The organism is Achromobacter sp. ACM01, assembly GCF_014851745.1.
In the GTDB taxonomy this organism is placed as follows: domain Bacteria; phylum Pseudomonadota; class Gammaproteobacteria; order Burkholderiales; family Burkholderiaceae_B; genus Achromobacter; species Achromobacter aegrifaciens.
On sequence record NZ_JACVAF010000001.1, the window covers coordinates 1,749,646 to 1,769,123 of the forward strand.

Annotated in this window: 21 protein-coding genes; 4 read left to right on the forward strand and 17 right to left on the reverse strand. The window is 66.9% G+C overall.

Annotated elements, in window-relative coordinates:
• Nucleotides 1–20: 20 nt before the first annotated feature.
• The 3 genes from ycaC to IB268_RS08190 form a co-directional block, all read right to left on the reverse strand.
• Nucleotides 21–647, reverse strand: coding sequence for an isochorismate family cysteine hydrolase YcaC (ycaC, locus tag IB268_RS08180; RefSeq protein WP_054457839.1), 627 nt, complete (start codon nt 645–647; stop codon nt 21–23).
• A gap of 55 nt (nt 648–702) precedes the next feature.
• Nucleotides 703–1,380, reverse strand: coding sequence for a hydrolase (locus tag IB268_RS08185; RefSeq protein WP_054457838.1), 678 nt, complete (start codon nt 1,378–1,380; stop codon nt 703–705).
• A gap of 115 nt (nt 1,381–1,495) precedes the next feature.
• A complete protein-coding gene (locus IB268_RS08190; RefSeq protein ID WP_054457837.1) occupies nt 1,496–2,443 on the reverse strand; it encodes a LysR substrate-binding domain-containing protein in 948 nt (315 codons plus the stop codon).
• A 107-nt stretch (nt 2,444–2,550) separates the two neighbouring features.
• Here IB268_RS08190 and IB268_RS08195 point away from each other — a divergent pair, with 107 nt between their 5' ends.
• Nucleotides 2,551–3,369 (forward strand): 2-keto-4-pentenoate hydratase, encoded by an 819-nt coding sequence (locus tag IB268_RS08195; RefSeq protein WP_192354059.1) that lies wholly within the window; start codon nt 2,551–2,553, stop codon nt 3,367–3,369.
• A gap of 30 nt (nt 3,370–3,399) precedes the next feature.
• Here the strand turns inward: IB268_RS08195 and IB268_RS08200 are convergent, their stop codons facing one another.
• The 9 genes from IB268_RS08200 to IB268_RS08240 all read right to left on the reverse strand — a co-directional run bounded on the left by IB268_RS08200 (nt 3,400) and on the right by IB268_RS08240 (nt 11,236).
• Nucleotides 3,400–4,488 carry a LacI family DNA-binding transcriptional regulator gene (locus IB268_RS08200; protein WP_054457835.1) on the reverse strand — a complete coding sequence of 363 codons (1,089 nt, stop codon included), beginning with the start codon at nt 4,486–4,488 and terminating at the stop codon, nt 3,400–3,402.
• A gap of 25 nt (nt 4,489–4,513) precedes the next feature.
• A complete protein-coding gene (locus IB268_RS08205) occupies nt 4,514–5,548 on the reverse strand; it encodes a succinylglutamate desuccinylase/aspartoacylase family protein (protein ID WP_192354060.1) in 1,035 nt (344 codons plus the stop codon).
• Between the two features lie 66 nt (nt 5,549–5,614).
• Complete coding sequence (locus tag IB268_RS08210; RefSeq protein WP_192354061.1) at nt 5,615–5,962, reverse strand: RidA family protein; 348 nt, start codon at nt 5,960–5,962, stop codon at nt 5,615–5,617.
• Nucleotides 5,963–5,984: 22 nt separating this feature from the next.
• Nucleotides 5,985–6,770, reverse strand: coding sequence for a transporter substrate-binding domain-containing protein (locus tag IB268_RS08215; protein WP_059379547.1), 786 nt, complete (start codon nt 6,768–6,770; stop codon nt 5,985–5,987).
• Between the two features lie 24 nt (nt 6,771–6,794).
• Nucleotides 6,795–7,535: an amino acid ABC transporter ATP-binding protein gene (locus IB268_RS08220; protein WP_119450640.1), complete on the reverse strand. Its 741-nt coding sequence runs from the start codon at nt 7,533–7,535 to the stop codon at nt 6,795–6,797.
• Entirely contained in the window at nt 7,522–8,172 is a 651-nt protein-coding gene (locus tag IB268_RS08225) for an amino acid ABC transporter permease (RefSeq protein ID WP_054457830.1), read from the reverse strand. The genes IB268_RS08220 and IB268_RS08225 overlap by 14 nt, the downstream gene beginning before the upstream one ends.
• An 11-nt stretch (nt 8,173–8,183) precedes the next feature.
• Nucleotides 8,184–8,852 carry an amino acid ABC transporter permease gene (locus IB268_RS08230; protein ID WP_119450641.1) on the reverse strand — a complete coding sequence of 223 codons (669 nt, stop codon included), beginning with the start codon at nt 8,850–8,852 and terminating at the stop codon, nt 8,184–8,186.
• Nucleotides 8,853–8,855: 3 nt separating this feature from the next.
• Complete coding sequence (locus IB268_RS08235; RefSeq protein ID WP_192354062.1) at nt 8,856–10,157, reverse strand: alanine racemase; 1,302 nt, start codon at nt 10,155–10,157, stop codon at nt 8,856–8,858.
• A gap of 116 nt (nt 10,158–10,273) precedes the next feature.
• Nucleotides 10,274–11,236 carry an AraC family transcriptional regulator gene (locus IB268_RS08240; protein WP_054457828.1) on the reverse strand — a complete coding sequence of 321 codons (963 nt, stop codon included), beginning with the start codon at nt 11,234–11,236 and terminating at the stop codon, nt 10,274–10,276.
• 319 nt (nt 11,237–11,555) lie between these two features.
• Between IB268_RS08240 and IB268_RS08245 the strand changes: the two genes are divergently transcribed.
• From IB268_RS08245 to IB268_RS08255, 3 genes are all read left to right on the forward strand, one after another.
• Nucleotides 11,556–12,602, forward strand: a complete 1,047-nt coding sequence (locus tag IB268_RS08245) for an aldo/keto reductase (protein ID WP_054457827.1) — start codon at nt 11,556–11,558, stop codon at nt 12,600–12,602.
• Nucleotides 12,603–12,761: 159 nt separating this feature from the next.
• Nucleotides 12,762–13,520: a YoaK family protein gene (locus IB268_RS08250; protein ID WP_054457826.1), complete on the forward strand. Its 759-nt coding sequence runs from the start codon at nt 12,762–12,764 to the stop codon at nt 13,518–13,520.
• Nucleotides 13,521–13,582: 62 nt separating this feature from the next.
• The gene (locus IB268_RS08255; protein WP_119450644.1) at nt 13,583–14,242 is read left to right on the forward strand and encodes a thiopurine S-methyltransferase; all 660 of its coding nucleotides are present in this window, start codon (nt 13,583–13,585) and stop codon (nt 14,240–14,242) included.
• Between the two features lie 38 nt (nt 14,243–14,280).
• Here IB268_RS08255 and IB268_RS08260 read toward each other — a convergent pair whose 3' ends face one another.
• Genes IB268_RS08260 through IB268_RS08280 form a run of 5 tightly spaced genes read right to left on the reverse strand, consistent with a single transcriptional unit; the run spans nt 14,281 to nt 19,423 of the window.
• Nucleotides 14,281–15,048: an SDR family NAD(P)-dependent oxidoreductase gene (locus IB268_RS08260; RefSeq protein ID WP_175161549.1), complete on the reverse strand. Its 768-nt coding sequence runs from the start codon at nt 15,046–15,048 to the stop codon at nt 14,281–14,283.
• Entirely contained in the window at nt 15,045–16,040 is a 996-nt protein-coding gene (locus tag IB268_RS08265; RefSeq protein WP_054457823.1) for an NAD(P)H-quinone oxidoreductase, read from the reverse strand. The genes IB268_RS08260 and IB268_RS08265 overlap by 4 nt, the downstream gene beginning before the upstream one ends.
• 15 nt (nt 16,041–16,055) lie before the next feature.
• Nucleotides 16,056–16,760: an ABC transporter ATP-binding protein gene (locus tag IB268_RS08270; RefSeq protein ID WP_054457822.1), complete on the reverse strand. Its 705-nt coding sequence runs from the start codon at nt 16,758–16,760 to the stop codon at nt 16,056–16,058.
• Nucleotides 16,753–18,534: an ATP-binding cassette domain-containing protein gene (locus tag IB268_RS08275; RefSeq protein ID WP_054457821.1), complete on the reverse strand. Its 1,782-nt coding sequence runs from the start codon at nt 18,532–18,534 to the stop codon at nt 16,753–16,755. The genes IB268_RS08270 and IB268_RS08275 overlap by 8 nt, the downstream gene beginning before the upstream one ends.
• A gap of 22 nt (nt 18,535–18,556) precedes the next feature.
• A complete protein-coding gene (locus IB268_RS08280; protein ID WP_054457820.1) occupies nt 18,557–19,423 on the reverse strand; it encodes a branched-chain amino acid ABC transporter permease in 867 nt (288 codons plus the stop codon).
• Between the last annotated feature and the right edge of the window lie 55 nt (nt 19,424–19,478).

The following is a 19,478-nucleotide window of genomic DNA, read 5'->3' on the forward strand; positions in this document are numbered from 1 at the left end:
GGGCGCGGCCGGCAGGGACCTTACCTGCTGCCCTTGACGGTGGAGTAGGCCGCCATCAGGTTGCGGTAGTCGGGGATGTGGTTGGAGAACAGCGTCCCCAGGCCTTCGATGTCGTTGCGCCAGTCCCGGTGCAGTTCGCAGGCCACGCCGAACCAGCTCATCAGCTGTGCGCCGGCCTGTTCCATGCGGCTCCAGGCGGCATTGCGGGTCACTTCGTTGAAGGTGCCGGACGCGTCGGTCACGACGAACACGTCAAAGCCTTCCTCCAGGGCCGACAGCGCCGGGAAGGCCACGCAGACCTCGGTGACGACGCCGGCGATGATCAACTGCTTCTTGCCGGTGGCCTTGACGGCCTTGACGAAGTCTTCGTTGTCCCATGCATTGATGTTGCCCGGGCGGGCGATGTAGGGCGCCTTGGGGAATTTGTCTTTCAGCTCCTGGACCAGCGGGCCGTTGGGGCCGTCTTCGAAGCTGGTGGTCAGGATGGTGGGCAGCTTGAAGTATTCGGCCAGGTCGGCCAGCGCCAGGACGTTGTTCTTGAACTGGTCGGGCTGGAAGTCCCGGACCAGGGACAGCAGGCCCACCTGGTGGTCGACCAGCAGCACCGCGGCCTGGGTCTTGTCGAGTTTCACATAGGGCTTGGTCATTGCGTACTCCATGAGGGAATTGCGCGCCCTGCGGCGCGCGGGAAACCGGGCGGACTCAACGCTGCGAGTCGAGCTGTTCGCCCTTCTTGATGACTTCCTGGGCCCGGTTGTAGCTTTCGATCAGCAACTGATAGGGCGGGAAGATCTTGGTATAGACCTCGGCCCACTTGGCCGCGTCTTCGCGGTGCCAGGTCTTTTGCAGTTCCGCCGCGACGGCGCCCGTGTCCATGGGCACGACGCCGGCCTGCACCACGCGCGCCAGCGTGATTTCCTGGGCCATCTTGCTGTAGGTGCCCGAGGCGTCGACCACCACGAAGACCTTGTAGCCCTCGGCCACCGCGCTGATGGCGGGGAACGCCATGCAGACGCTGGTGATGGTGCCGGCAATGATCAGGGTCTTGCGGCCGGTCGCCTTGACCGCGGCAACGAATTCAGGGTTGTCCCAGGCATTGATTTCGCCTTTGCGCGCGACATATTTCGCGTGCGGGGCGTTTTCATGGATTTCAGGAATCAGAGGGCCATTGGGGCCCTGCGGCACGGAAGCGGTGGTGATGACGGGCAGCTTCGCCAGGGTGGCCATCGAGGCCAGCGCGCCGGCCAGCGAGCGCAGCTCGGTCATCGGCATGTCGGCAACCGTCTGGAACAGGCCGCTCTGGTGATCGATCAGCAGCATGACGGCATCGTTGGGATCGATGACGGGGCGCTGGCCATTGAAGTTGGCGGGGACGCTCATGGTGTGCTCCTGTTGACGTGGGGCTAACCATGCTAGGAGCAACGCTGGCCGCTGGGTAGGCGGGAGAAATGGGTTTCTGCGTCCCATTCGTCGGACGCTGCGGGCGGCCCCGAAGCTACTTCAGGGTGGGCACCTTGTGGCGCACCTGCGTGTCGTGTTCGCGCTTGGCCACTTCCTGGTACTCCGAACTGAGGAAGTCCAGCAGCTCGCGCACGCCGGGCAGCAGGCCGCGGCGCGACGGAAAGATGGCGTGCACGCTGCCGGCTTCCGGCTGCCAGGGGGCGCCTACGTCCACCAGGGTGCCCGCGTCCAGTTCCTCGCGGATCATCAGCAGGGGCAGGGAGACCACGCCCACGCCGCGCAAGGCGGCCTGCTTCAGCGCCAGCATGTCGTCCGTCACCAGGCGAGGCGTGAACGGCACGACGATGCGCGCGCCGTCCGGCCCGTCCAGCCGCCAATGGGATTCGCGCTGTTCCGTACCCAGGGCCAGCGTGGGCAGCTCGCTCAGGGCGTGCGGATCCGCAGGCAGCTTGATGCTGCGCGCCAGCGCCGGGCTGGCCACCAGGCACTGGCAGCTCATGCCCAGCGGTTTCATGATGAGGTCGCTGCTCTCGATGGGACCGAAGCGCACGCGCACGGCGATGTCGAAGCCCTCGCGCAGCACGTCCACGGGGCGGCTGAAGCTCTTCAGGTAGACGTGGACCTTGGGGCAGCGGACCATGAAGCGGGCCACCAGGTCGCCCAGGAAGTAGTAGATCAGCGCGGGCGGCGCGCTCATGCGTATGGTGCCTTGCGGTTCGGCGCGGGTGCGGTCGATGACTTCCTGGGCGGCTTCCGCGCCCGCCAGCATCGACAGGCATTGCTCGTAATATTCCTGCCCCAATTCGGTCACGGCGAAGCTGCGAGTGGAACGCTGGATGAGCCGCACGCCGAGCCGGTCTTCCAGCAGCGCAATGCGCCGGCTCAGGCGGGATTTTGGTATGCCCAGCGCCCGTCCCGCGGGTGCGAATCCGCCGTTCTTGACGACCTGGACGAAGTAATAGAGGTCATTCAAGTCATGCATTGCTTCCCCGCTGTTCTGAAAATAGGACGTCTAGGGGAGCATATAACGGCTGCGGCACTGTGCGGGCAGGTTTTCTTTTACATTTGAGCGTACCTTCAGGAGCCACCATGCCAGCTTCCGACCCGGCGGCGCTCGCCCGTGAAATCAAGGCGGCGCAGGACCATGCCTCTTACATCGCGCCGGTCACGGCCCGGCGTCCACGCTTCGACCTGGATGCCGCCTATGACGTGGCTGCGCGCATCCATCAGGCGCGGCTGGCGGAAGGCGCGCTGCTGGTCGGCCGCAAGATAGGCTTCACCAATGCCGCGATGTGGGCGGCGCTGGGCGTGGATTTTCCCGTGTGGGGACGCGTTTATGAACACAGCGCGGTTTATGACGACACCGGCGAAGTCCATTGCCGCCTGGGCCGCTATGTCGAGCCGCGCATCGAACCCGAGATCGTGCTGCATTTCCATTGCGCGCCGCCGCGCACGCGGGAACTGGCCGCCATATTGGAATGCGTGGATTGGATCGCCCATGGGTTCGAATTGGTGCAGTCGCACTATCCCGCCTGGCAGTTCCAGGCCGCCGATACCGTGGCGGACAACGCCTTGCACGGCGCGCTTTACATCGGGCCGCTGATGGAGCCGGCCGAGCTCGGCCCGGGCTTGATCGAACGGCTGGCGGACTTCCGGGTGGAGCTGTCCTGCAACGGCATCCGCCGTGAAACCGGTGCGGGCGCCAACGTGCTGGGCAGTCCGCTGGCGGCGCTGGTCCATCTGCTGGAGGTGCTCGGGGAGCGTCCGGCCGACGAGGCGATCCAGGCGGGCGAACTGGTCACGACCGGAACGCTGACCAAGGCATATCCGGTGCACGCGGGCGAAACATGGAGCACCACGCTGGACGGCATCGGCTTGCCGGGACTGCGCATCGTGTTCGACGAGTGAGCCCGCGCCGGTTGCCGGCGCGCAGGGACGCTAGGCGCTGGCGCGCTGGTTCAAGGTCAGCGGAAACACTTCCTGGCGCGCGGCGGGCGCGCCGCCATTCAGGCGCTGCAGCAGCAGTTCCCCGGCGCGGGCGCCCAGCTTGCGGCTGTCCACGCCGATGGTGCTCAGGCCGGGCTCGATTTCGCGGGCGATGTCGGTATCGCCGAAACCCAGGATGGCGATGTCGCGGGGAATTGCGAGTTTGCGGTCGCGCGCCTCGAACAGCGCGCCCACCGCCAGCAGGTCGTTGGCGCAGAACACGGCGTCAAAGGCCTGGCCCATGGCGAGCAGGCGGCCCAGGGCCGCGCGGCCATCGGCGATGGTTTGCGCATTGTCCACGGCCAGTTCGGCCACCACCTGCAGGCCCAGTCCGGCAGCGGCGGCATTGAAGCCCTGGCGCCGCAGTTCGCCGCGGCCGCCCTGGCGCGCCACGAAGGCGACGCGGCGGTAGCCGCGTTCGGCCAGATGGCGCGCTGCCATGACGCCGCCGTCATAGTTGGAAAACCCCACCAGCATGTCGATCGGGTCGCGCGGATAGGCCCAGGTCTCCATGATGGGGATGCCCAGTTCGCGCAGCGACTGGCGGTTTTCCTCGAGCTCGATGACGCCGGTGAACAGCACCGCCGCGGGCCGCAAGGCGCGCAGCGACGCGATCATGCTGGTTTCCTTGGCGTAGGAATACGAGGTCTGTCCGACCATCAACTGGTAGCCCTGCGGCTCCAGCACTTCGGCGCAGCCCTGCACGGCCAGCGCGAACTGCTGGCTGAGGATGTTGGAGACGAACGCCGCCACCACGCTGGACTGCCCGGAACGCAGGGCGCGCGCGTGCGGATTCGAGGCATAGCCGGTCTGCGCCACCACCTGCAGGATGCGGTCGCGCTTTTCCTGGGCCACTTTCTCGGGCTGGCGCAAGGCCCGCGACACCGTGATGGGCGATACGCCCGCCAGCCTGGCCACTTCCTCGATGCGCGGCGGCTTGGCGGGGGCGGCCGCGCGGGCGGGCGCGGCGGCGCCCTCGGGACGCACGCGCAGCACGTCGTCGTAGGTGGGGGCGGAAGGAGGCGCGGGCCGGTGGGTCATGCGATTTCTTTTGATTGTTCCGGGATCAGGCGGCAGGCGTCAGGATATCAGCCTGGCCGACGGGACGCGCAACCTGGATCAGGCTGTCGCCGGATTCGCAGTCGGTATGCAGCCGCCGCGAAATGACGATACCCGATACCCGGAAACGCAGGACTTCCTCTTCCGCGTCCAGCTGGTTGAGGTCATGGTAGTAGCCCGCGACGTCGCCCGCGCGCACGCTGGCGCCGATGTCCACCGCCGGCTCGAACCAGCCGCGCCGGGTGGCGAAGATGTTCTGTTCGTGGCTGTCCAGCTCCAGCAATTGCATGGCGGGCGCGCCGGGCTGGTGCGGGCCGAGCACGGGCGCATCGGTCACGCCCAGCTTTTGCAGCAGGTTGTCGATGGCGCGCTGGGTCGCGGCCAGCGTGGCCGGCGTCAGCGTGCCGCCGCCGCCGAACTCGCCGCTGATGCCGATCGCGCCGGCGCGCGCGGCCGCCGCCATGGAGGTGGGCGCATCGCGGCCATTGGCGGCGACGAAGGCGTGGCCCATGCCCAGCGAACCCATCAGGTCCAGCGCGCGCGCCATGCGCTCGGGCGAGTCCTGGCGCTCGATCAGGGCGGTGGGCAGGTGCGCCATCGAGGTGCCGCCGGAATGGATGTCGAACACCACGTCGTGGCGCGGGAACAGTTCGTGTTCGAGAAAGTGCGCCAGGCGTTCGGTCGGGGTGCCGCCGGGTTCGCCGGGAAAGGCGCGATTGAGGTTGCCATTGTCCAGCGGAGAGCGCCGCCGCGCCGCCATCACGGCTGGCAGGTTGGCCAGCGGCAGGATGGTGACTTCGCCGCGCATGCGGGAGGGAGCCAGGCGGCGGATCAGCCGGCCCAGGGCGACTTCGCCTTCGTACTCGTCGCCATGGTTGCCTGCCATGAGCAGCACGCGCGGGCCGCTGCCGTTGCGGATGCGGCAAATGGGCGTCTTGATCTGGTAGTAGGGCGAACGGTCTACCGAGTAGGGGGTGCCCAGGAAACTGAGCGCCTTGCCGTCGGCATCGAAATCTATGTCGTGAAACAGGCCGGTATGCATGGGGAGATACAACAGCGCCGCGCGAGGCGGCGCGAAGAGGGATCGGAAGGCTGCAGCAAAGCGCGCTTAGCGCAGCGCGGCGACCGCGGTCATTTCGACCCGCAGGTCGGGGTCGGCCAGGCGGGCTTCGACGCAGGCGCGGGCCGGCGGATTGGCGGGGTCGACCCAGGCGTCGTAGACGCGGTTCATGGCGTCGAAGTCGCCGATGGCGGGCAGGAACACGTCCACGGCCAGCAGGCGCGATTTGTCGCTGCCGGCTTCGGCCAGCAGCGCTTCGATCTTGGCCAGCACTTCGCGGGTCTGCGATTCGAGCGAGGCCTGGCGATTGTCGGCCACCTGGCCGGCGATGAACACGAAGCCGTTGTACGAGACGGCCTGGCTCATGCGCGAGCCGGATTTGTAGCGTTTGATCATGCGAGTCCTTTGTTGGGGCCGATTACATCTGCGGCAGGGTCTGGGCTTCCTTGAACCACTTTTGCTGCAGAGCCGGCAGCTTGCCGTTCAGGCGGTTGGTGAAGAGGAAGGTGTTGATCCAGTTCAGCAGGTTCTGCTGGCCCTGCTGCACGGCGGCATGCGCGGGCGATTGGCGGATCAGGAACTTGAGTTCGGGCGCCTTCGCGGCGTTGTCCTCGGCCACCTTGAGCGCGATGGCGCTGTTCTCGGCGAACGATTCCGACTGCCCGGCCAGGTAGGCGGCCACGGCCGAAGGCGTGTCCTCGAAGCGCACCAGCTTGGCGCCCGGCGCGTTGTCGGTGAGCCAGATGTCCAGCGTGGAGCCCTTGGCGACCGCGATGCTGTGGCCCTTCAATTCGTCCACCGTTTTGGCTTGCGGCATGCTGGCGCCGCCGTAGACGCCCAGGTTCACCGCGGCATAGGGCTGCGAGAACATGACCTGCTGGGCGCGTTCCGGCGTGGCGCCGGCGGCCGCGATCAGCACGTCGACCTTGCCGGCCAGCAGGCTGGGAATGCGGCTGGCGCCGGTGACCTGCACCAGCTCCAGCTTCACGCCCATGTCGGCGGCCATGAGTTTGGCCAGGTCGATGTCCAGGCCCGCGGCCTCGCCCTTGGCGTCCTTGAAGCCCCAGGGCGCGGCGTCCATCAGCACGCCCACGCGCAGCTTGCCCGCGCCCAGCACGTCCTGCAGTTTGTCGGCGGCCGAGGCGGGCGCGGCCAGGGAGAGACAGACGGCCGCGGCGGCGGCCAGCTTGGCGAACAGTTTCATGCAATGACTCCAGGAGCGGATGGTTCAGTGGGTGGACGGCGCGGCCGTGCCGATGAATTGGCGCAGCTCGGGGGTTTGGGGATTGGCGAAGAGTTCGGCGGGCGGGCCTTGTTCCCAGACGCGGCCCTGGTGCATGAACACGACCTTGGACGCAACGTTGCGGGCGAAGGCCATTTCATGCGTCACCAGCACCATGGTCATGCCCTGGCGCGCCATGTCTTCCATGACCTTCAGCACTTCGCCCACCAGTTCCGGGTCCAGCGCCGAGGTGACCTCGTCGAACAGCATCAGTTGCGGCGCCATGGCCAGGCAGCGCGCGATCGCCACGCGCTGCTGCTGGCCGCCCGACAGCAGGGCCGGATAGGCGTCGATCTTTTCGGCCAGGCCGACGCGGCGCAGCACGTCCAGCGCCAGCGCGCGGCCCTGCGACTTGGCGATCTTGCCGTTGAGCGTGGGCGCCAGCGTGATGTTGCGCTCCACGTTCAGGTGCGGAAACAGGTTGAACTGCTGGAACACGATGCCCACGCGCTGGCGGAACTGGCGCAGGCCGGGCATGCTGGCGTGGATACGTTCGCCGCCGATGCGGATGTCGCCGTCGTCCACCGTCTCCAGCGCGTTCAGGCAGCGTAGCAGGGTGGACTTGCCCGAGCCGGAGCGGCCGATGATGGTGACGATCTCGCCTTCATTGACTTCAAGGGAGACGCCGTTGAGCACCGCGTTGGCGCCGAAACGTTTGTGGATGTTGGAGACTTCAACGAGCGCCATGGAAGCGGCCCTCCAGGTTACGGGCCCACATCGTCAGGGGCAGGCACGCCGCGAAGTACAGCAACGCGACGCAGGAATAGACCAGCAGGGGCTGGAAGGTGGCGGCGCTGGCGATCTGTCCGGCGCGCGCCAGTTCGACAAAGCCCACCACCGAAGCCAGCGAGGTGCCCTTGACGAGCTGCACCAGGAAGCCCACGGTGGGCGGCAGCGACAGGCGGAACGCCTGCGGCGCGATCACATGGCGGAACTGGTGCCACTTGGACAGACCCAGGCAGGCGGCCGCTTCCCATTGCTCGTGCTTCACGGCCTGGATGCCGCCGTACCAGATCTGGCCCAGGAAGGCCGCCGTGTAGATGATGAAGGCGACGCTGACGGCGGTCAGCGCGGGCACTTCGATGCCCAGGAACACCGGCATGCCGAAGTAGAAGAACATCAGCAGGCCCAGGAGCGGCACGCCCTGGACCAGTTGCTGCATGGCCGCGGCCAGCCAGCGCAGCGGCGCCGAACGGTGGCCGCGCAGCAGCGCCAGCCCCAGGCCCAGCGGCGCGCCGATGGCCAGCGCAATCAACACCAGGGCCACGGTCCATTGCAGCGCGCTGAGCAGGGAGGCGAAATCACTCAGGGTAAATGTACGCATGCTCGCGACTCCTAGCGGCGCACGGGCCAGGTGAAGGCCAGGCTGCCGGCCAGGGCCAGCAGCGCCTTGGTGATCAGCACCAGCGTGAAATAGATGCCGCAGATCACCGCATAGACTTCAAAGCTGCGGTAGGTGCGGCTTTCGATGAAGCTGCCGGCATGGAACAGATCCTCGGCCGATACCTGCGAGGCCAGCGAGGTGCCCAGCAGCAGGATGACCAGCTGCGTGCCCAGCGCGGGGTAGACGTTGCGCAGGGCGGGCGCCAGCACGATGTGGCGGTACACCTGCCAGGTGCTCAGGCCCAGGCAATGGCCGGCCTCGATCTGGCTGCGCGGAATGGAATCCAGGCCGGCGCGCAGGATCTCGAGGGCGTAGGCCCCGAAATACAGGCTGAGCGCCAGCGCCGCGGCCACGAAGGGGGGCATGCGCAGGCCCAGACCCGGCAGGATGAAGAACACGACGAACAGCTGGATCAGCGACGGCGTGTTGCGGAACACCTCGACATAGGCGCGCAACGCCAGCTTGACCGGCTTGGGGCCATGGCGCGTCAGCAGGGCGCCGGCCAGGCCGATGGCCAGCCCGGCGATCACGGCGATGACGGTCAGCTCCAGCGTGACCTGGATGCCGTCCCAGAGCTGTTCGCGGTAGCGCCAGATCTGTTGGAAGTTCAGCTGTTGCATGGCTTATCCGAAGAACGTGCGATAGGCCGACTGCACGCGGCCGTCGGCGTCCAGGCCGAAGAAAACGCGCCAGCGGTCCAGACAGGTGCAGGGATGCGAAATGCCGAACTCGATCACGTCGCCCGGCGCCAGTTCGCTGTCCGGCGCGATGGCCAGGAAGGCGTGCTGGTCGTTGAGCCGCGTGACGCGGGCTTGCGTGTCCCAGCCGGGCAGGGCCGCGCCGCCGCGGAAGGCGGCCAGCGGCGCGGGCAGGTCCTGGTCGTAGGACACGTCGCGCATGCCGAAACCGCAGATCGCCAGGCCCGGTTCCGGTCGCGACAGGACTTCGCCCCACAGGCGCAGGGCCGGCCGGAAGTCGGTGGCGGCGTTGCGCGCCTGGCCGTCGACCAGGAAGCCCGCGCGGGCGTCCATGGCCTGCAGCGCGCGCTGATAGGTGCCATGGTCATGGAAGAAGATGGCGCCGCTGCGCAGCACCAGCTGGGCATTGCCGTCCTCGGACAGCCAGCCCTTGGCCGCCTGAGTGACATGGTCGAAGAAGGCCGAGCCGCCCGCGGTGAACACCAGAGGCGCGTGCGGCGCCAGCGCGCGCACTTCCTTGAACGCGCTGGCGGCGCGCGCCATCAGCGCGGCGATATTGCTGGCGGTGAGCGCCGCGTCCGAGCTGGCGACGGCGCCTTCGTAGGTGGCCACGCCCGCCAGCGCGAGCTTGTCGCCCTGCTCACGGATCGCGGCCAGGATGGCTGCGACCGCGGCATCGTCGCGCGCGCCCGCGCGGCCGCCGCCGACTTCCACCAGCACCTCGACGGGCCGGCCGGCTTCAGCGGCCGCGGCGGCCAGCGAACGCACGGTGTCGGCGGAGTCCGCGAATGCCAGCAGGCGCGCATGGGGGTAGCCGGCAAGCAGCTTGCCCAGGCGGGCGCCGCTGGCCGCGCCGCCGATCTCATTGCCCAGCATCAGGCGGGTTACGCCTGCGCGCAGCAGCACGGCGGCCTGCTGCAGGTTGGCGACGGTGGCGCCCCAGGCGCCGGCATCGAGCAGGCGCTGCACGATCTGCGGCGACATCGGCGTCTTGGCATGCGGCGCCAGCGCCGCGCCGTGGCTGCGGGCGTACTGGAAGATCTGCTCGACGTTATGGGCGAAGGCGGCCTCATCCAGCGTCAGGACGGGCAGGGCCATGTTGCCGCTCCTGGGCTGCCAGCCCCGGGCCGCGACGCCGCGCAGCGGGACGGCGGGCTCGCCCGGAGGAATGCCCCGGTAGGTATCGTCCAGTGGAGTATCGAGCAGGGTTTCCAGGAAGGGATTCATGTGGCCGCCGAAGAAAGATCAGGGTTATGACAACGTTGTCATTTGATGGCGGCAGTCTAATGGTAACGTTGTCAAATTAGGATTAGGGCAATCCCCTAGGATGCCCGACCGGCGGCTCAGGCCGGCGCCGACGCGGTTTCGTCCTTCCAGCGCTGCTTGTCGCGCAAGGGCGGCGAACCGAACAGGCGGCTGTATTCGCGGCTGAACTGCGACGAGCTTTCGTAGCCCACGGAATGGGCCGCCAGCGCTACGCCCGCGTCATCGGTCAGCATCAGGCGCCGCGCTTCCTGCAGGCGCAGGTGCTTCTGGTATTGCAGCGGGCTCATGGCGGTGGCTTGCTTGAAATGATGGTGCAGCGAAGACACGCTCATGTGCACGTCGCGCGCGATTTCTTCCACGCGCAGGGGCTGGGCATAGTTGTCGCGCAGGATGCGGATGGCCTTGGCCACGCGGTTGAGCTGGCTGTCCTGCAGCACCGATTGGCGCAGCACCGCGCCCTGGCCGTTCATCAGCAGGCGGTACAGCAGCTCGCGCTTGACCAGGGGCGCCAGGATGGGAATGTCGCGCGGCGTGTCCAGCAGGCGCAACAGGCGCAGCACCGCGTCCAGCAGCGCGCCGCCCAGCGGATTGACGCAAAGCGCGCGCGCGGCCTCGGCTGGCGGCTGCGGCGGCAGGCTTTCGTCGCTGATCAGCGAGGTGATCTCCTCCACGTTCAGCTCCAGCCGCAAGCCCAGATAGGGCAGGGTCGGGCTGGCGACGGACACCTTGGCCACGACCGGCAGATCCACCGAGGAAATCAGGTAATGGAAGGGGTCGTACTCGTAGGCATCGTCGCCGATGAGCAAGCGCTTGGAACCCTGGGCGATGACGCCCAGCGCGGCCTTCTGCAGTCCGGGCTTGGCGCCGGTGGGCTGCGAAATGCGGTGCAGGAACAGGCCCTCGATGGGCGTGTCCAGCGAACCCTCCAGGTCGCCGGTCATGCGTTCCAGCGTGCAGAGCAGTTCGCGCCGCGCCGGCTCATAGGCGACGTCCAGGGGCGGGACGGCGACTCTGGCGGCAAGTGCGGATGTGATGGTCATGGGGGCTCCCGTGGCGCGCCGTGCCGGATGGGCGTTGGCGGCAGAAAGTCGGAGGATTGGGTGGCTTTCAGTTTATGCCTAAGCTTGCCTGCATCCAGGCTGCGGCGCTTTTCATGGAGAAATGGGCAGAAAATTCGGAGGAATGAGCGGCCAGGCGCCGCAGACTGGCCAGCGCTGCAGGATTGGGCAAAAAAAGGGCAGGATCAAGCAGCGTCCGCGCCGGTCCCTGGACGCATACTTTCCTTCATCCCGGCAGGCGGGCCGCGGCCATTCCATCCCGGAGCGCCGGCTCCCGCCCAGCCCTTGAAGGAGCGCAACCATGCGGTACAAGAAATTCGGAAGCACCGGCCTGTTCGTGTCGGAACTCTGCCTGGGCACCATGACCTTCGGCGGCGGCGGCGAGTTTTGGAGCAACATCGGCAGCCTGCAGCAGGAAGAGGCCAATCGGCTGGTGGGCCGTGCCTTGGATGCCGGCGTCAATTTCATCGACACGGCCGACGTGTATTCCGAGGGCCGCTCGGAGGTCATCACCGGGCAGGCGCTGCGCGACCTGAAGGTGGCCCGCGAGGACGTCGTGATCGCGACCAAGGTGTTCGGACCGACGGGCGCCGGCGTCAATGCGCGCGGCAACTCGCGTTCGCACATCATCGACGGCGTCAAGAAAAGCCTGTCGCGCCTGCAGCTGGATCATATCGACCTCTACCAGATCCACGGCTTCGATCCCGCCACGCCGGTGGAAGAAACGGTCAGGGCGCTGGACAATCTGGTGCAGCATGGCCACGTGCGCTACGTTGGCGTGTCCAACTGGGCCGCCTGGCAGATCATGAAGGCGCTGGGCATTGCCGAACGCCTGGGGCTGGCGCGCTTCGAGTCGCTGCAGGCCTATTACACGATCGCCGGCCGCGACCTGGAGCGCGAGATCCTGCCCATGCTGCAAAGCGAAGGCGTGGGGCTGATGGTGTGGAGCCCGCTGGCTGGCGGCCTGCTGAGCGGCAAGTACAGCCGCGACGGGCAGGCCGAAGCCGGCAGCCGCCGCGCCGCCTTCGACTTCCCGCCGGTGGACCAGGAACGCGCCTACGACAGCATCGACGTCCTGCGGCGCGTCGCCGGCGCGCGCGGCGTATCGGTGGCGCAGGTGGCCCTGGCCTGGCTGCTGCACCAGCAGGCCGTGACCAGCGTCATCATCGGCGCCAAGCGCGTCGACCAGCTGGACGACAACCTGGCGGCCACGGCGATACGCCTGACGGCGGACGAACTGGCCGAGCTGGACCAGGTCAGCGCCTTGCCGCCGGAGTATCCGGGCTGGATGCATGTGCGCCAGGGCGAATACCGGCGCAAGCAGCTGAGCGAATCCGGCGGGGCGTAAAACGCCGGGGACAGGCGGGGCCGCCAGCGGTGGGACCGCCTCCGGCGAGGCCGCCGCCGGCATGGTTGCCGGCGGGCGTGCCAGGCCTCGCGCCGTGCCGCGGCGACTAGAATGTCATGCACATTGCTGTGTATGGATTCTTGTCTTCAAGGGACACGCGTGGCCATTCCGTATCTACGCCGCCTGACGGCCGTCAGCCGCAGCCCCCAGGCCAACAGGCACCTGGCTTACATCCTGACCTTCACCGCCGGCGCGGTCAACGCCGGCGGCTTCCTGGCCGTGCAGCAATACACCTCGCACATGTCCGGCATCGTCTCCATGATGGCCGATCACCTGGCGCTGGGCGGGGTGATCGTGGTGCTGCAGGGGCTGGCGGCGCTGCTGTCCTTTCTGGCCGGCGCCGCCAGCTCGGCCTTCCTGATCAACTTCGGGCGCCGCTCGCACCTGACCAGCGAATACGCGATGCCGCTGCTGTACGAAGCCGTGCTGTTGCTGGGCTTCGGCTTGCTGGGCGCCAACCTGGAAACGCTGCGCTGGTTCTACGTGCCGGGCACGGTCATGCTGCTTTGCTACATCATGGGTCTGCAGAACGCCATGATCACCAAGCTGTCGCGCTCCGAGATACGCACCACGCATGTGACGGGCATGGTGACCGATATCGGCATAGAACTGGGCAAGCTGTTTTACTGGAACGTGGCCCAGGGCGATCCGGCCTCCATGCAGCCGGTGCGCGCGGACCGCAGCAAGCTTGTCGTGCTCACCGTGCTGGTGTCGCTGTTCTTCGTCGGCGGCGTGACGGGGGCATATTCCTTCTTCAACTTCGGGTTCGGCTCGACGGTGCCGCTGGCGCTGGTGCTCATGGTGCTGGCCGCCGTACCCATCGTGGACGACATCCGCAGTCTGCTGCCGCGCATGTAGGGCCTGTGCGCCCGCCGCCGAACTACAATGCCCTGCACCGATACACAGGAGGCAGACCGGGCATGGACGCGGAATTCTGGCTGGAGCGTTGGCGCGAAGGGCGCACGCATTTTCATCAATCGCGGGTCACGCCGCTATTGCAGAAGTATTGGCCGACGCTGGGCGTGCCCAAGGACGGCCGGGTGCTGGTGCCGCTTTGCGGCAAGTCGCTGGACATGGTGTGGATCGCGGCGCAGGGGCATTCCGTGCTGGGCGTCGAGCTGTCCGAGCTCGCGGTCGAGCAGTTCTTCGAAGAAAACGAACTCAAGCCGCTCACGCACGTGTCCGTCTATGGCAAGCACTACGTGGCGGGCAGCATCGAAATCATCTGCGGCGACATCTTCAAACTGGATGCGCAACTGCTGTCGCATTGCGTGGGCGCCTATGACCGCGCCGCGCTGGTGGCGTTGCCGGACACCATGCGCGCAGACTACGTGCGCCACGTCTACGGCAATCTGTCGCCCGCCTATCAGGGACTGCTGATCACGCTGGACTACCCGCAGGAAGAAATGGCGGGGCCGCCGTTCTCTGTCGTGGACAGCGAAGTGCAGAACATCTTTGCGGGCGTGTCGCCCGCCAGGATCATCGACCGCCGCGACATCCTGGAAAAGGAACCGAAGTTCCTGGCGGCCGGCGTCAGCCGGCTGGACACCGTGGTCTATCACCTGGGCGCGCAGGAATGAAGACGGCGCCCGCCCGAGCACAGGCGGGCGCCATGCTCTCAGGTCATCAGCCAGCCGCCGGCCACGTCCAGCACCTGGCCGGTGACGAAGCGGGCTTGATCCGACGCGAAGAACAGGCAGGCATCCGCTACTTCTTCCGGCGTACCCAGGCGGCGCAGCGCGGTTACCTGCGCAACCGCGTCATTGATTTCCTTGGGCACGGTTTTCAGCAAGGGCGTGCTGATGCGTCCAGGCGCCAGGGCGTTGACGGTGACCTGGTGCTCGCCCAGTTCGGCGGCCCAATGGCGCGTCAGACCGATCAGTCCGGCCTTGGTGGCCGCGTAATGCGCCGCCACGATGTCGCAATAGGCGCGGCCGGCCACGGAAGACATGTTGATCACGCGGCCCTGGCGCTCGCGCACCATGTGCGGCGTGGCCAGGTGCGTCATGTAGAACACGCTGTTCAGGTTGACGGCGACCACGTTCTCCCATTCCCTGGGCGGCATCTCCCAGACCTTCAGCGCGCGTCCATCGGTCTTCGGTGAAATGCCGACGTTGTTGACCAGGATGGTGGCCGGACCCAGCTCTGCGCTGATGCGTTCGTAGGCTGCCTGGCACTCCTCGAAGCGCGCGACGTCCGCGTGCACGAAGCAGGCTTCATGGCCGCGCTTGCGCAGTTCCTTTTCGTAAGCCTGCCCGCCCTGCGCATTGAAATCGATGAGACCCACGCGGCCGCCTTCCGCCAGGAAGCCTTCGACGATGGCCGAGCCTATGCCGCCGACCGCGCCCGTCACGATGGCCACCTGGTCCTTGAAGCGCCCGCTCATGCGGCCACCTTCAGCATGATCTTGCCGATGTGCTTGCTGCTTTCCATCAGCGCATGCGCCTGGGCCGCTTCCGCCAGCGGAAATACCTTGTGGATGCGCGGCAGGCATTGCCCCTGTTCCATCAGTGGCAACACTTTTTCCGCCAGCGCGCGGGTGATCGCGCCCTTGTCCTCGTCGGAGCGGGGGCGCAGGGTGGAGCCGGTGAATTGCAGGCGCTTGAGCATGATGGGCATGGCGTCGATCTCGGCCTTGCTGCCCTCCAGGAAAGCGATCTGCACCAGCCGGCCATTGAGCGCCAGCAGCCGCAGGTTCTTGTTGATGTAGGCGCCGCCCACCATGTCCAGTATCACGTCCACGCCCGCGCCGCCGCTGCCCTGGCGCACCGCCGCCTCGAAGTCGGCCTCGCGGTACAGCACGGCATGGTGCGCGCCGGCGGCCAGGCAGGCGTCGGCCTTCTCCTGGTTGCCTACCGTGGTCCAGACTTCGGCGCCGAAGGCGCGCGCCAGCTGGATCGCGGTCAGGCCGATGCCGCTGGAACCGCCGTGCACCAGGAAGCGTTCGCCGGCGGCCAGACGGGCGCGGTCGAACACATTGGTCCAGACGGTGTAGTAGTTCTCGGGGATGGCGGCGGCCGTCAACAGGTCCAGGCCGCGCGGCACGGGCAGGCAATGGCGTTCGTCCGCCAGGCAGTATTGGGCGTAGCCGCCGCCCGGCGTCAGCGCGCAGACCTGGTCGCCGACTTTCCAGAGGCTGGCGTCGGGCCCGGTGGCGACGACGGTGCCGGAAACCTCCAGCCCCAGGTGGGGCGACGCGCCCGGAGGCGGTGGATAGGAGCCGGAGCGTTGCAGCACGTCGGGGCGGTTGACCCCGGCGTAGGCGACCTCGATCAGCACCTGGCGGCCGGCGGGGGCCTCCATGTCGCGTTCGGCCAGGCGCATGCAGTCGGGCGCGCCGCCCTGGCCGTGGTCGATGTATGTGCAGCGTAAAGACATAAGGAATCCTTGGTATCAATGGCCCAGGTAGGCCTTCTTCACATGCGGGTCGCTCAGCAGCTCCGCGCCAGTGCCGGTGCGTACGATGGCGCCGTTCTCCAGCACGTAGCCGCGGTCCGCCAGCCGCAGCGTGCGGAACACGTTCTGCTCCACCAGCAGCACGGTCACGCCGTGCGCGGTGACGCCGCGGATGATGTCGAACATCTGCTGCACCAGCAGCGGCGACAGGCCCAGCGAGGGCTCGTCGAACACCAGCAGCTTGGGATCGGCCATCATGCCGCGCGCGATCGCCACCATCTGCTGTTCGCCGCCGGAAAGCGAGCCGGCGTACTGGTTCAGGCGTTCCTGCACCCGCGGGAAGATACCCAGCACCTCGTCCAGCTTGCGTTGCACGATGGGGCGGGCGGCGCGCTTGTAAGAACCCATCAGCAGATTGTCGCGCACCGTGAAATGCGGGAACAGCTGGCGGCCTTCGGGAATCATGGTGATGCCCGCGTCGACGATGTCGTAGGGCTTGCGGTTGGTCAGGTCCTGGCCTTCGAACTCGACCTTGCCTTCCATGGCGGCGATGACGCCGCACAGCGTCTTCAAGGTGGTGGTCTTGCCGGCGCCATTGGCGCCGATCAGCGTGACGATCTCGCCCGCATGGACCTCGAAGTTCAGGCCGTTCAGGACCTGGCTCTTGCCGTAGCCCGAGGACAGATTCGAAACCTTAAGCATCCTGGTACTCCTTGCCCAAATAGGCCTCGATGACGGCGGGGTTCTCCACCACGTCCTTGGGCGCGCCGCTGACCAGCACCGCGCCTTCGTTCAGCACGATGATGCGGTCGGACAGCGCCATGGTGGCCTGCATCATGTGCTCGATCAGCAGCACCGATACGCCGGAATCTCGGATGCGGCGGATCATCTGGATCGACTTCTCGATGTCGGTCGGGTTCAGTCCCGCCATCACCTCGTCCAGCAGCAGGATGCGCGGCTTGATCGCCAGCGCGCGGGCGACCTCCAGGCGCTTCATGCCGCCCACGGTCAGGTTGCGCGCCTCGATGTCCAGGTACTTCACCAGGTCGGTCTGCTCGGCGACTTTCAGTGCGATCTGCTCGGCTTCGTCACGGTTCGACGTGCGGATGAAGGCGCCCAGCATGATGTTCTCCAGCACGGTCAGGCCGGTGAACGGCTTGGCGATCTGGAAGGTGCGGCCCAGGCCCTGGTGCGCGAATTCGTCGGGCGTCTTGCAGGTGACCCAGTTGCCTTGCGCGTCGAGCATGGTGATGCCGCCCTTGTCCGGCGACAGGAAGCCCGACAGCAGGTTGAAGACCGTGGTCTTGCCCGCGCCGTTGGGGCCGATCATGCCCAGGATCTCGTTCTGGTTCAGCGTCAGCGACACGTCGTTGGTGGCGCGCAGGCCGCCGAAGCTTTTGAACAGCTTGTCGGCCTTGAGCACCGGCTGATCCGTGCGTTCGGCGCTGTGCAGGCGCAGTTCATCGGCCAGCTTGAGCTTGGCGCGGGGCGTGCCCAGATAGGGCAGACGCGACAGCCAGCGTTCGATGGCCGGGCCGAAGGCGCCGGCCAGGCCGCGCGGAATGGTCAGCACCACCGCTACCAGGATCAGGCCGTAGATCAGCCCGTGCATGCCGTTGCCCACGCTGCTGAGCCAGCCGCGCGCCAGTTCGGCGATGGGCAGCACCAGGAAGGTGCCGGCGATGGGCCCGGCCACCGTACCCAGCCCGCCAATCAGCGCGAACATGGCCACCTGGATCGACAGCTCCAGCGAAAACGCCGAACTCGGGTCCACGAAGGTCAGGTAGGTGATGTGGAAGGTGCCGATGATGCTGGTCAGCATGGCGGACACGACCGCGGCGATGATCTTCATGCGCACGGTATGGATGCCGACCGCCAGCGCCGCGTCCTCGCGTTCGCGGATCGCGATCAGATAATGGCCGATGCGCGACTTGCGGATGTACCAGGAGGCCCAGGTCACCAGCAGGAACAGGCCGAAGGCGATGATCACGTAATTGACCTTCTCGCGGAACACGATCCAGGTCCAGCCTATGTTCAGCGGCAGGCTGATGCCGCTGGAGCCGCCCGTCCAGCTTTCTTCGTGGATCACCAGGAGGCGCACCACTTCCAGGATCGCGATGGTGGCCAGCGCGAAGAACGGGCCGCGCAGCCGCAGCGTGGGGTAGCTGATGAGGATGGCGACCGCGCCCGAGATCGCCGCGCCCGCCAGCATGCCGAACCACGGCGAAATGCCGAAGTTCTGCGTCAGCAGCGTGGCGGTATAGCCGCCGATGCCATAGAACACGGCGTGGCCCAGCGATAGCTGGCCGGCGTAGCCGCCGACGATGTTCCAGGCCACGGACAGGGCCGAGAACACGAACAGCAGGACGAACAGGTTGGTCCAGAAGGGCGTGCCCATGATCACAGGCACAAGGAACATCGCAATCAGCAGGATGAGGCTGACGTAGGTCTTGGGGTGTCGGATATCGGGAAACACATCTCGCTCCTTGTTGCTCTGATCACTCTGTGCCGACGCCGAACAGGCCGTTCGGACGCAGCACCAGGATCAAGAGGAAGATCCCGAAATAGACGACCTCTTTCAGGTCGGGGGCGATGTAGAAGCCAGCCAGCGTGTCCACGATGCCGATGATCATGGAGCCGGCCACCGCGCCGTACAGGCTGCCCAGGCCGCCCAGCACCACGATCACGAAGGCCGTCAGCACGAAGTACGTGCCCACGGTGGGAAACACCGGATACTGCGGCGCCAGCAGGCCGGCGGCGATGCCGACAAAGGCCGTGCCCAGGCCGAAGGCGATGGCGTAGACGTTGTTGACGTTCACGCCCATCAGGGTGGCGGCGTAGCGGTGCTGCGCCACGGCCCGCAGCGCGCGGCCCAGGTAGGTGCGGTGCATGAACAGGTGCAGCAGCACCGCCAGGGTCAGGCCGATCACGAAGGTGACGAGCTGCCCGGTCACCATCGAATAGGGGCCGATGTCGATGGCGTTCGTGCCCAGTTCCACCGGCGCGCGATAGACGTTGGCGCCAAATATGACCAGGGCGAGATTCAGCAGGATGGTGGACACGCCCACCGTGGCGAAGATCTGGATATGCTGGTCGGCGTTGAGCAGCGGCTGGATGATGCCTTTCTGCGTCAGCGCGCCCAGCGCGAACAGGATGACGGCGACGGGCACCAGGCCGGCATAGGGGTGCACGCCGAATTGCGCCGCGATCAGATAGACCATGTACATGCCTATCATCAGGAACTCGCCGTGCGCGAAGTTCACGACGCGCACCACGCCGAAGATCAGCGTCAGCCCCAGGCTGATGATGGTGTACGCGCCGCCCAGCAACAGGCCGTTGATGACCAGTTGAATGAATAGTTCCATGTTGCAACCTCTTAGAGCGGGTAGCGGCCCCGGCCCGGCCGTGTTGTCGGCCGGA

Coding starts and splice junctions, on each gene's coding strand:
- ycaC (WP_054457839.1), bottom strand. CDS start 647: ATGACCAAGCCCTATGTGAAACTCGACAAGACCCAGGCCGCGGTGCTG.
- IB268_RS08185 (WP_054457838.1), bottom strand. CDS start 1,380: ATGAGCGTCCCCGCCAACTTCAATGGCCAGCGCCCCGTCATCGATCCC.
- IB268_RS08190 (WP_054457837.1), bottom strand. CDS start 2,443: ATGCATGACTTGAATGACCTCTATTACTTCGTCCAGGTCGTCAAGAAC.
- IB268_RS08195 (WP_192354059.1), top strand. CDS start 2,551: ATGCCAGCTTCCGACCCGGCGGCGCTCGCCCGTGAAATCAAGGCGGCG.
- IB268_RS08200 (WP_054457835.1), bottom strand. CDS start 4,488: ATGACCCACCGGCCCGCGCCTCCTTCCGCCCCCACCTACGACGACGTG.
- IB268_RS08205 (WP_192354060.1), bottom strand. CDS start 5,548: ATGCATACCGGCCTGTTTCACGACATAGATTTCGATGCCGACGGCAAG.
- IB268_RS08210 (WP_192354061.1), bottom strand. CDS start 5,962: ATGATCAAACGCTACAAATCCGGCTCGCGCATGAGCCAGGCCGTCTCG.
- IB268_RS08215 (WP_059379547.1), bottom strand. CDS start 6,770: ATGAAACTGTTCGCCAAGCTGGCCGCCGCCGCGGCCGTCTGTCTCTCC.
- IB268_RS08220 (WP_119450640.1), bottom strand. CDS start 7,535: ATGGCGCTCGTTGAAGTCTCCAACATCCACAAACGTTTCGGCGCCAAC.
- IB268_RS08225 (WP_054457830.1), bottom strand. CDS start 8,172: ATGCGTACATTTACCCTGAGTGATTTCGCCTCCCTGCTCAGCGCGCTG.
- IB268_RS08230 (WP_119450641.1), bottom strand. CDS start 8,852: ATGCAACAGCTGAACTTCCAACAGATCTGGCGCTACCGCGAACAGCTC.
- IB268_RS08235 (WP_192354062.1), bottom strand. CDS start 10,157: ATGAATCCCTTCCTGGAAACCCTGCTCGATACTCCACTGGACGATACC.
- IB268_RS08240 (WP_054457828.1), bottom strand. CDS start 11,236: ATGACCATCACATCCGCACTTGCCGCCAGAGTCGCCGTCCCGCCCCTG.
- IB268_RS08245 (WP_054457827.1), top strand. CDS start 11,556: ATGCGGTACAAGAAATTCGGAAGCACCGGCCTGTTCGTGTCGGAACTC.
- IB268_RS08255 (WP_119450644.1), top strand. CDS start 13,583: ATGGACGCGGAATTCTGGCTGGAGCGTTGGCGCGAAGGGCGCACGCAT.
- IB268_RS08260 (WP_175161549.1), bottom strand. CDS start 15,048: ATGAGCGGGCGCTTCAAGGACCAGGTGGCCATCGTGACGGGCGCGGTC.
- IB268_RS08265 (WP_054457823.1), bottom strand. CDS start 16,040: ATGTCTTTACGCTGCACATACATCGACCACGGCCAGGGCGGCGCGCCC.
- IB268_RS08270 (WP_054457822.1), bottom strand. CDS start 16,760: ATGCTTAAGGTTTCGAATCTGTCCTCGGGCTACGGCAAGAGCCAGGTC.
- IB268_RS08280 (WP_054457820.1), bottom strand. CDS start 19,423: ATGGAACTATTCATTCAACTGGTCATCAACGGCCTGTTGCTGGGCGGC.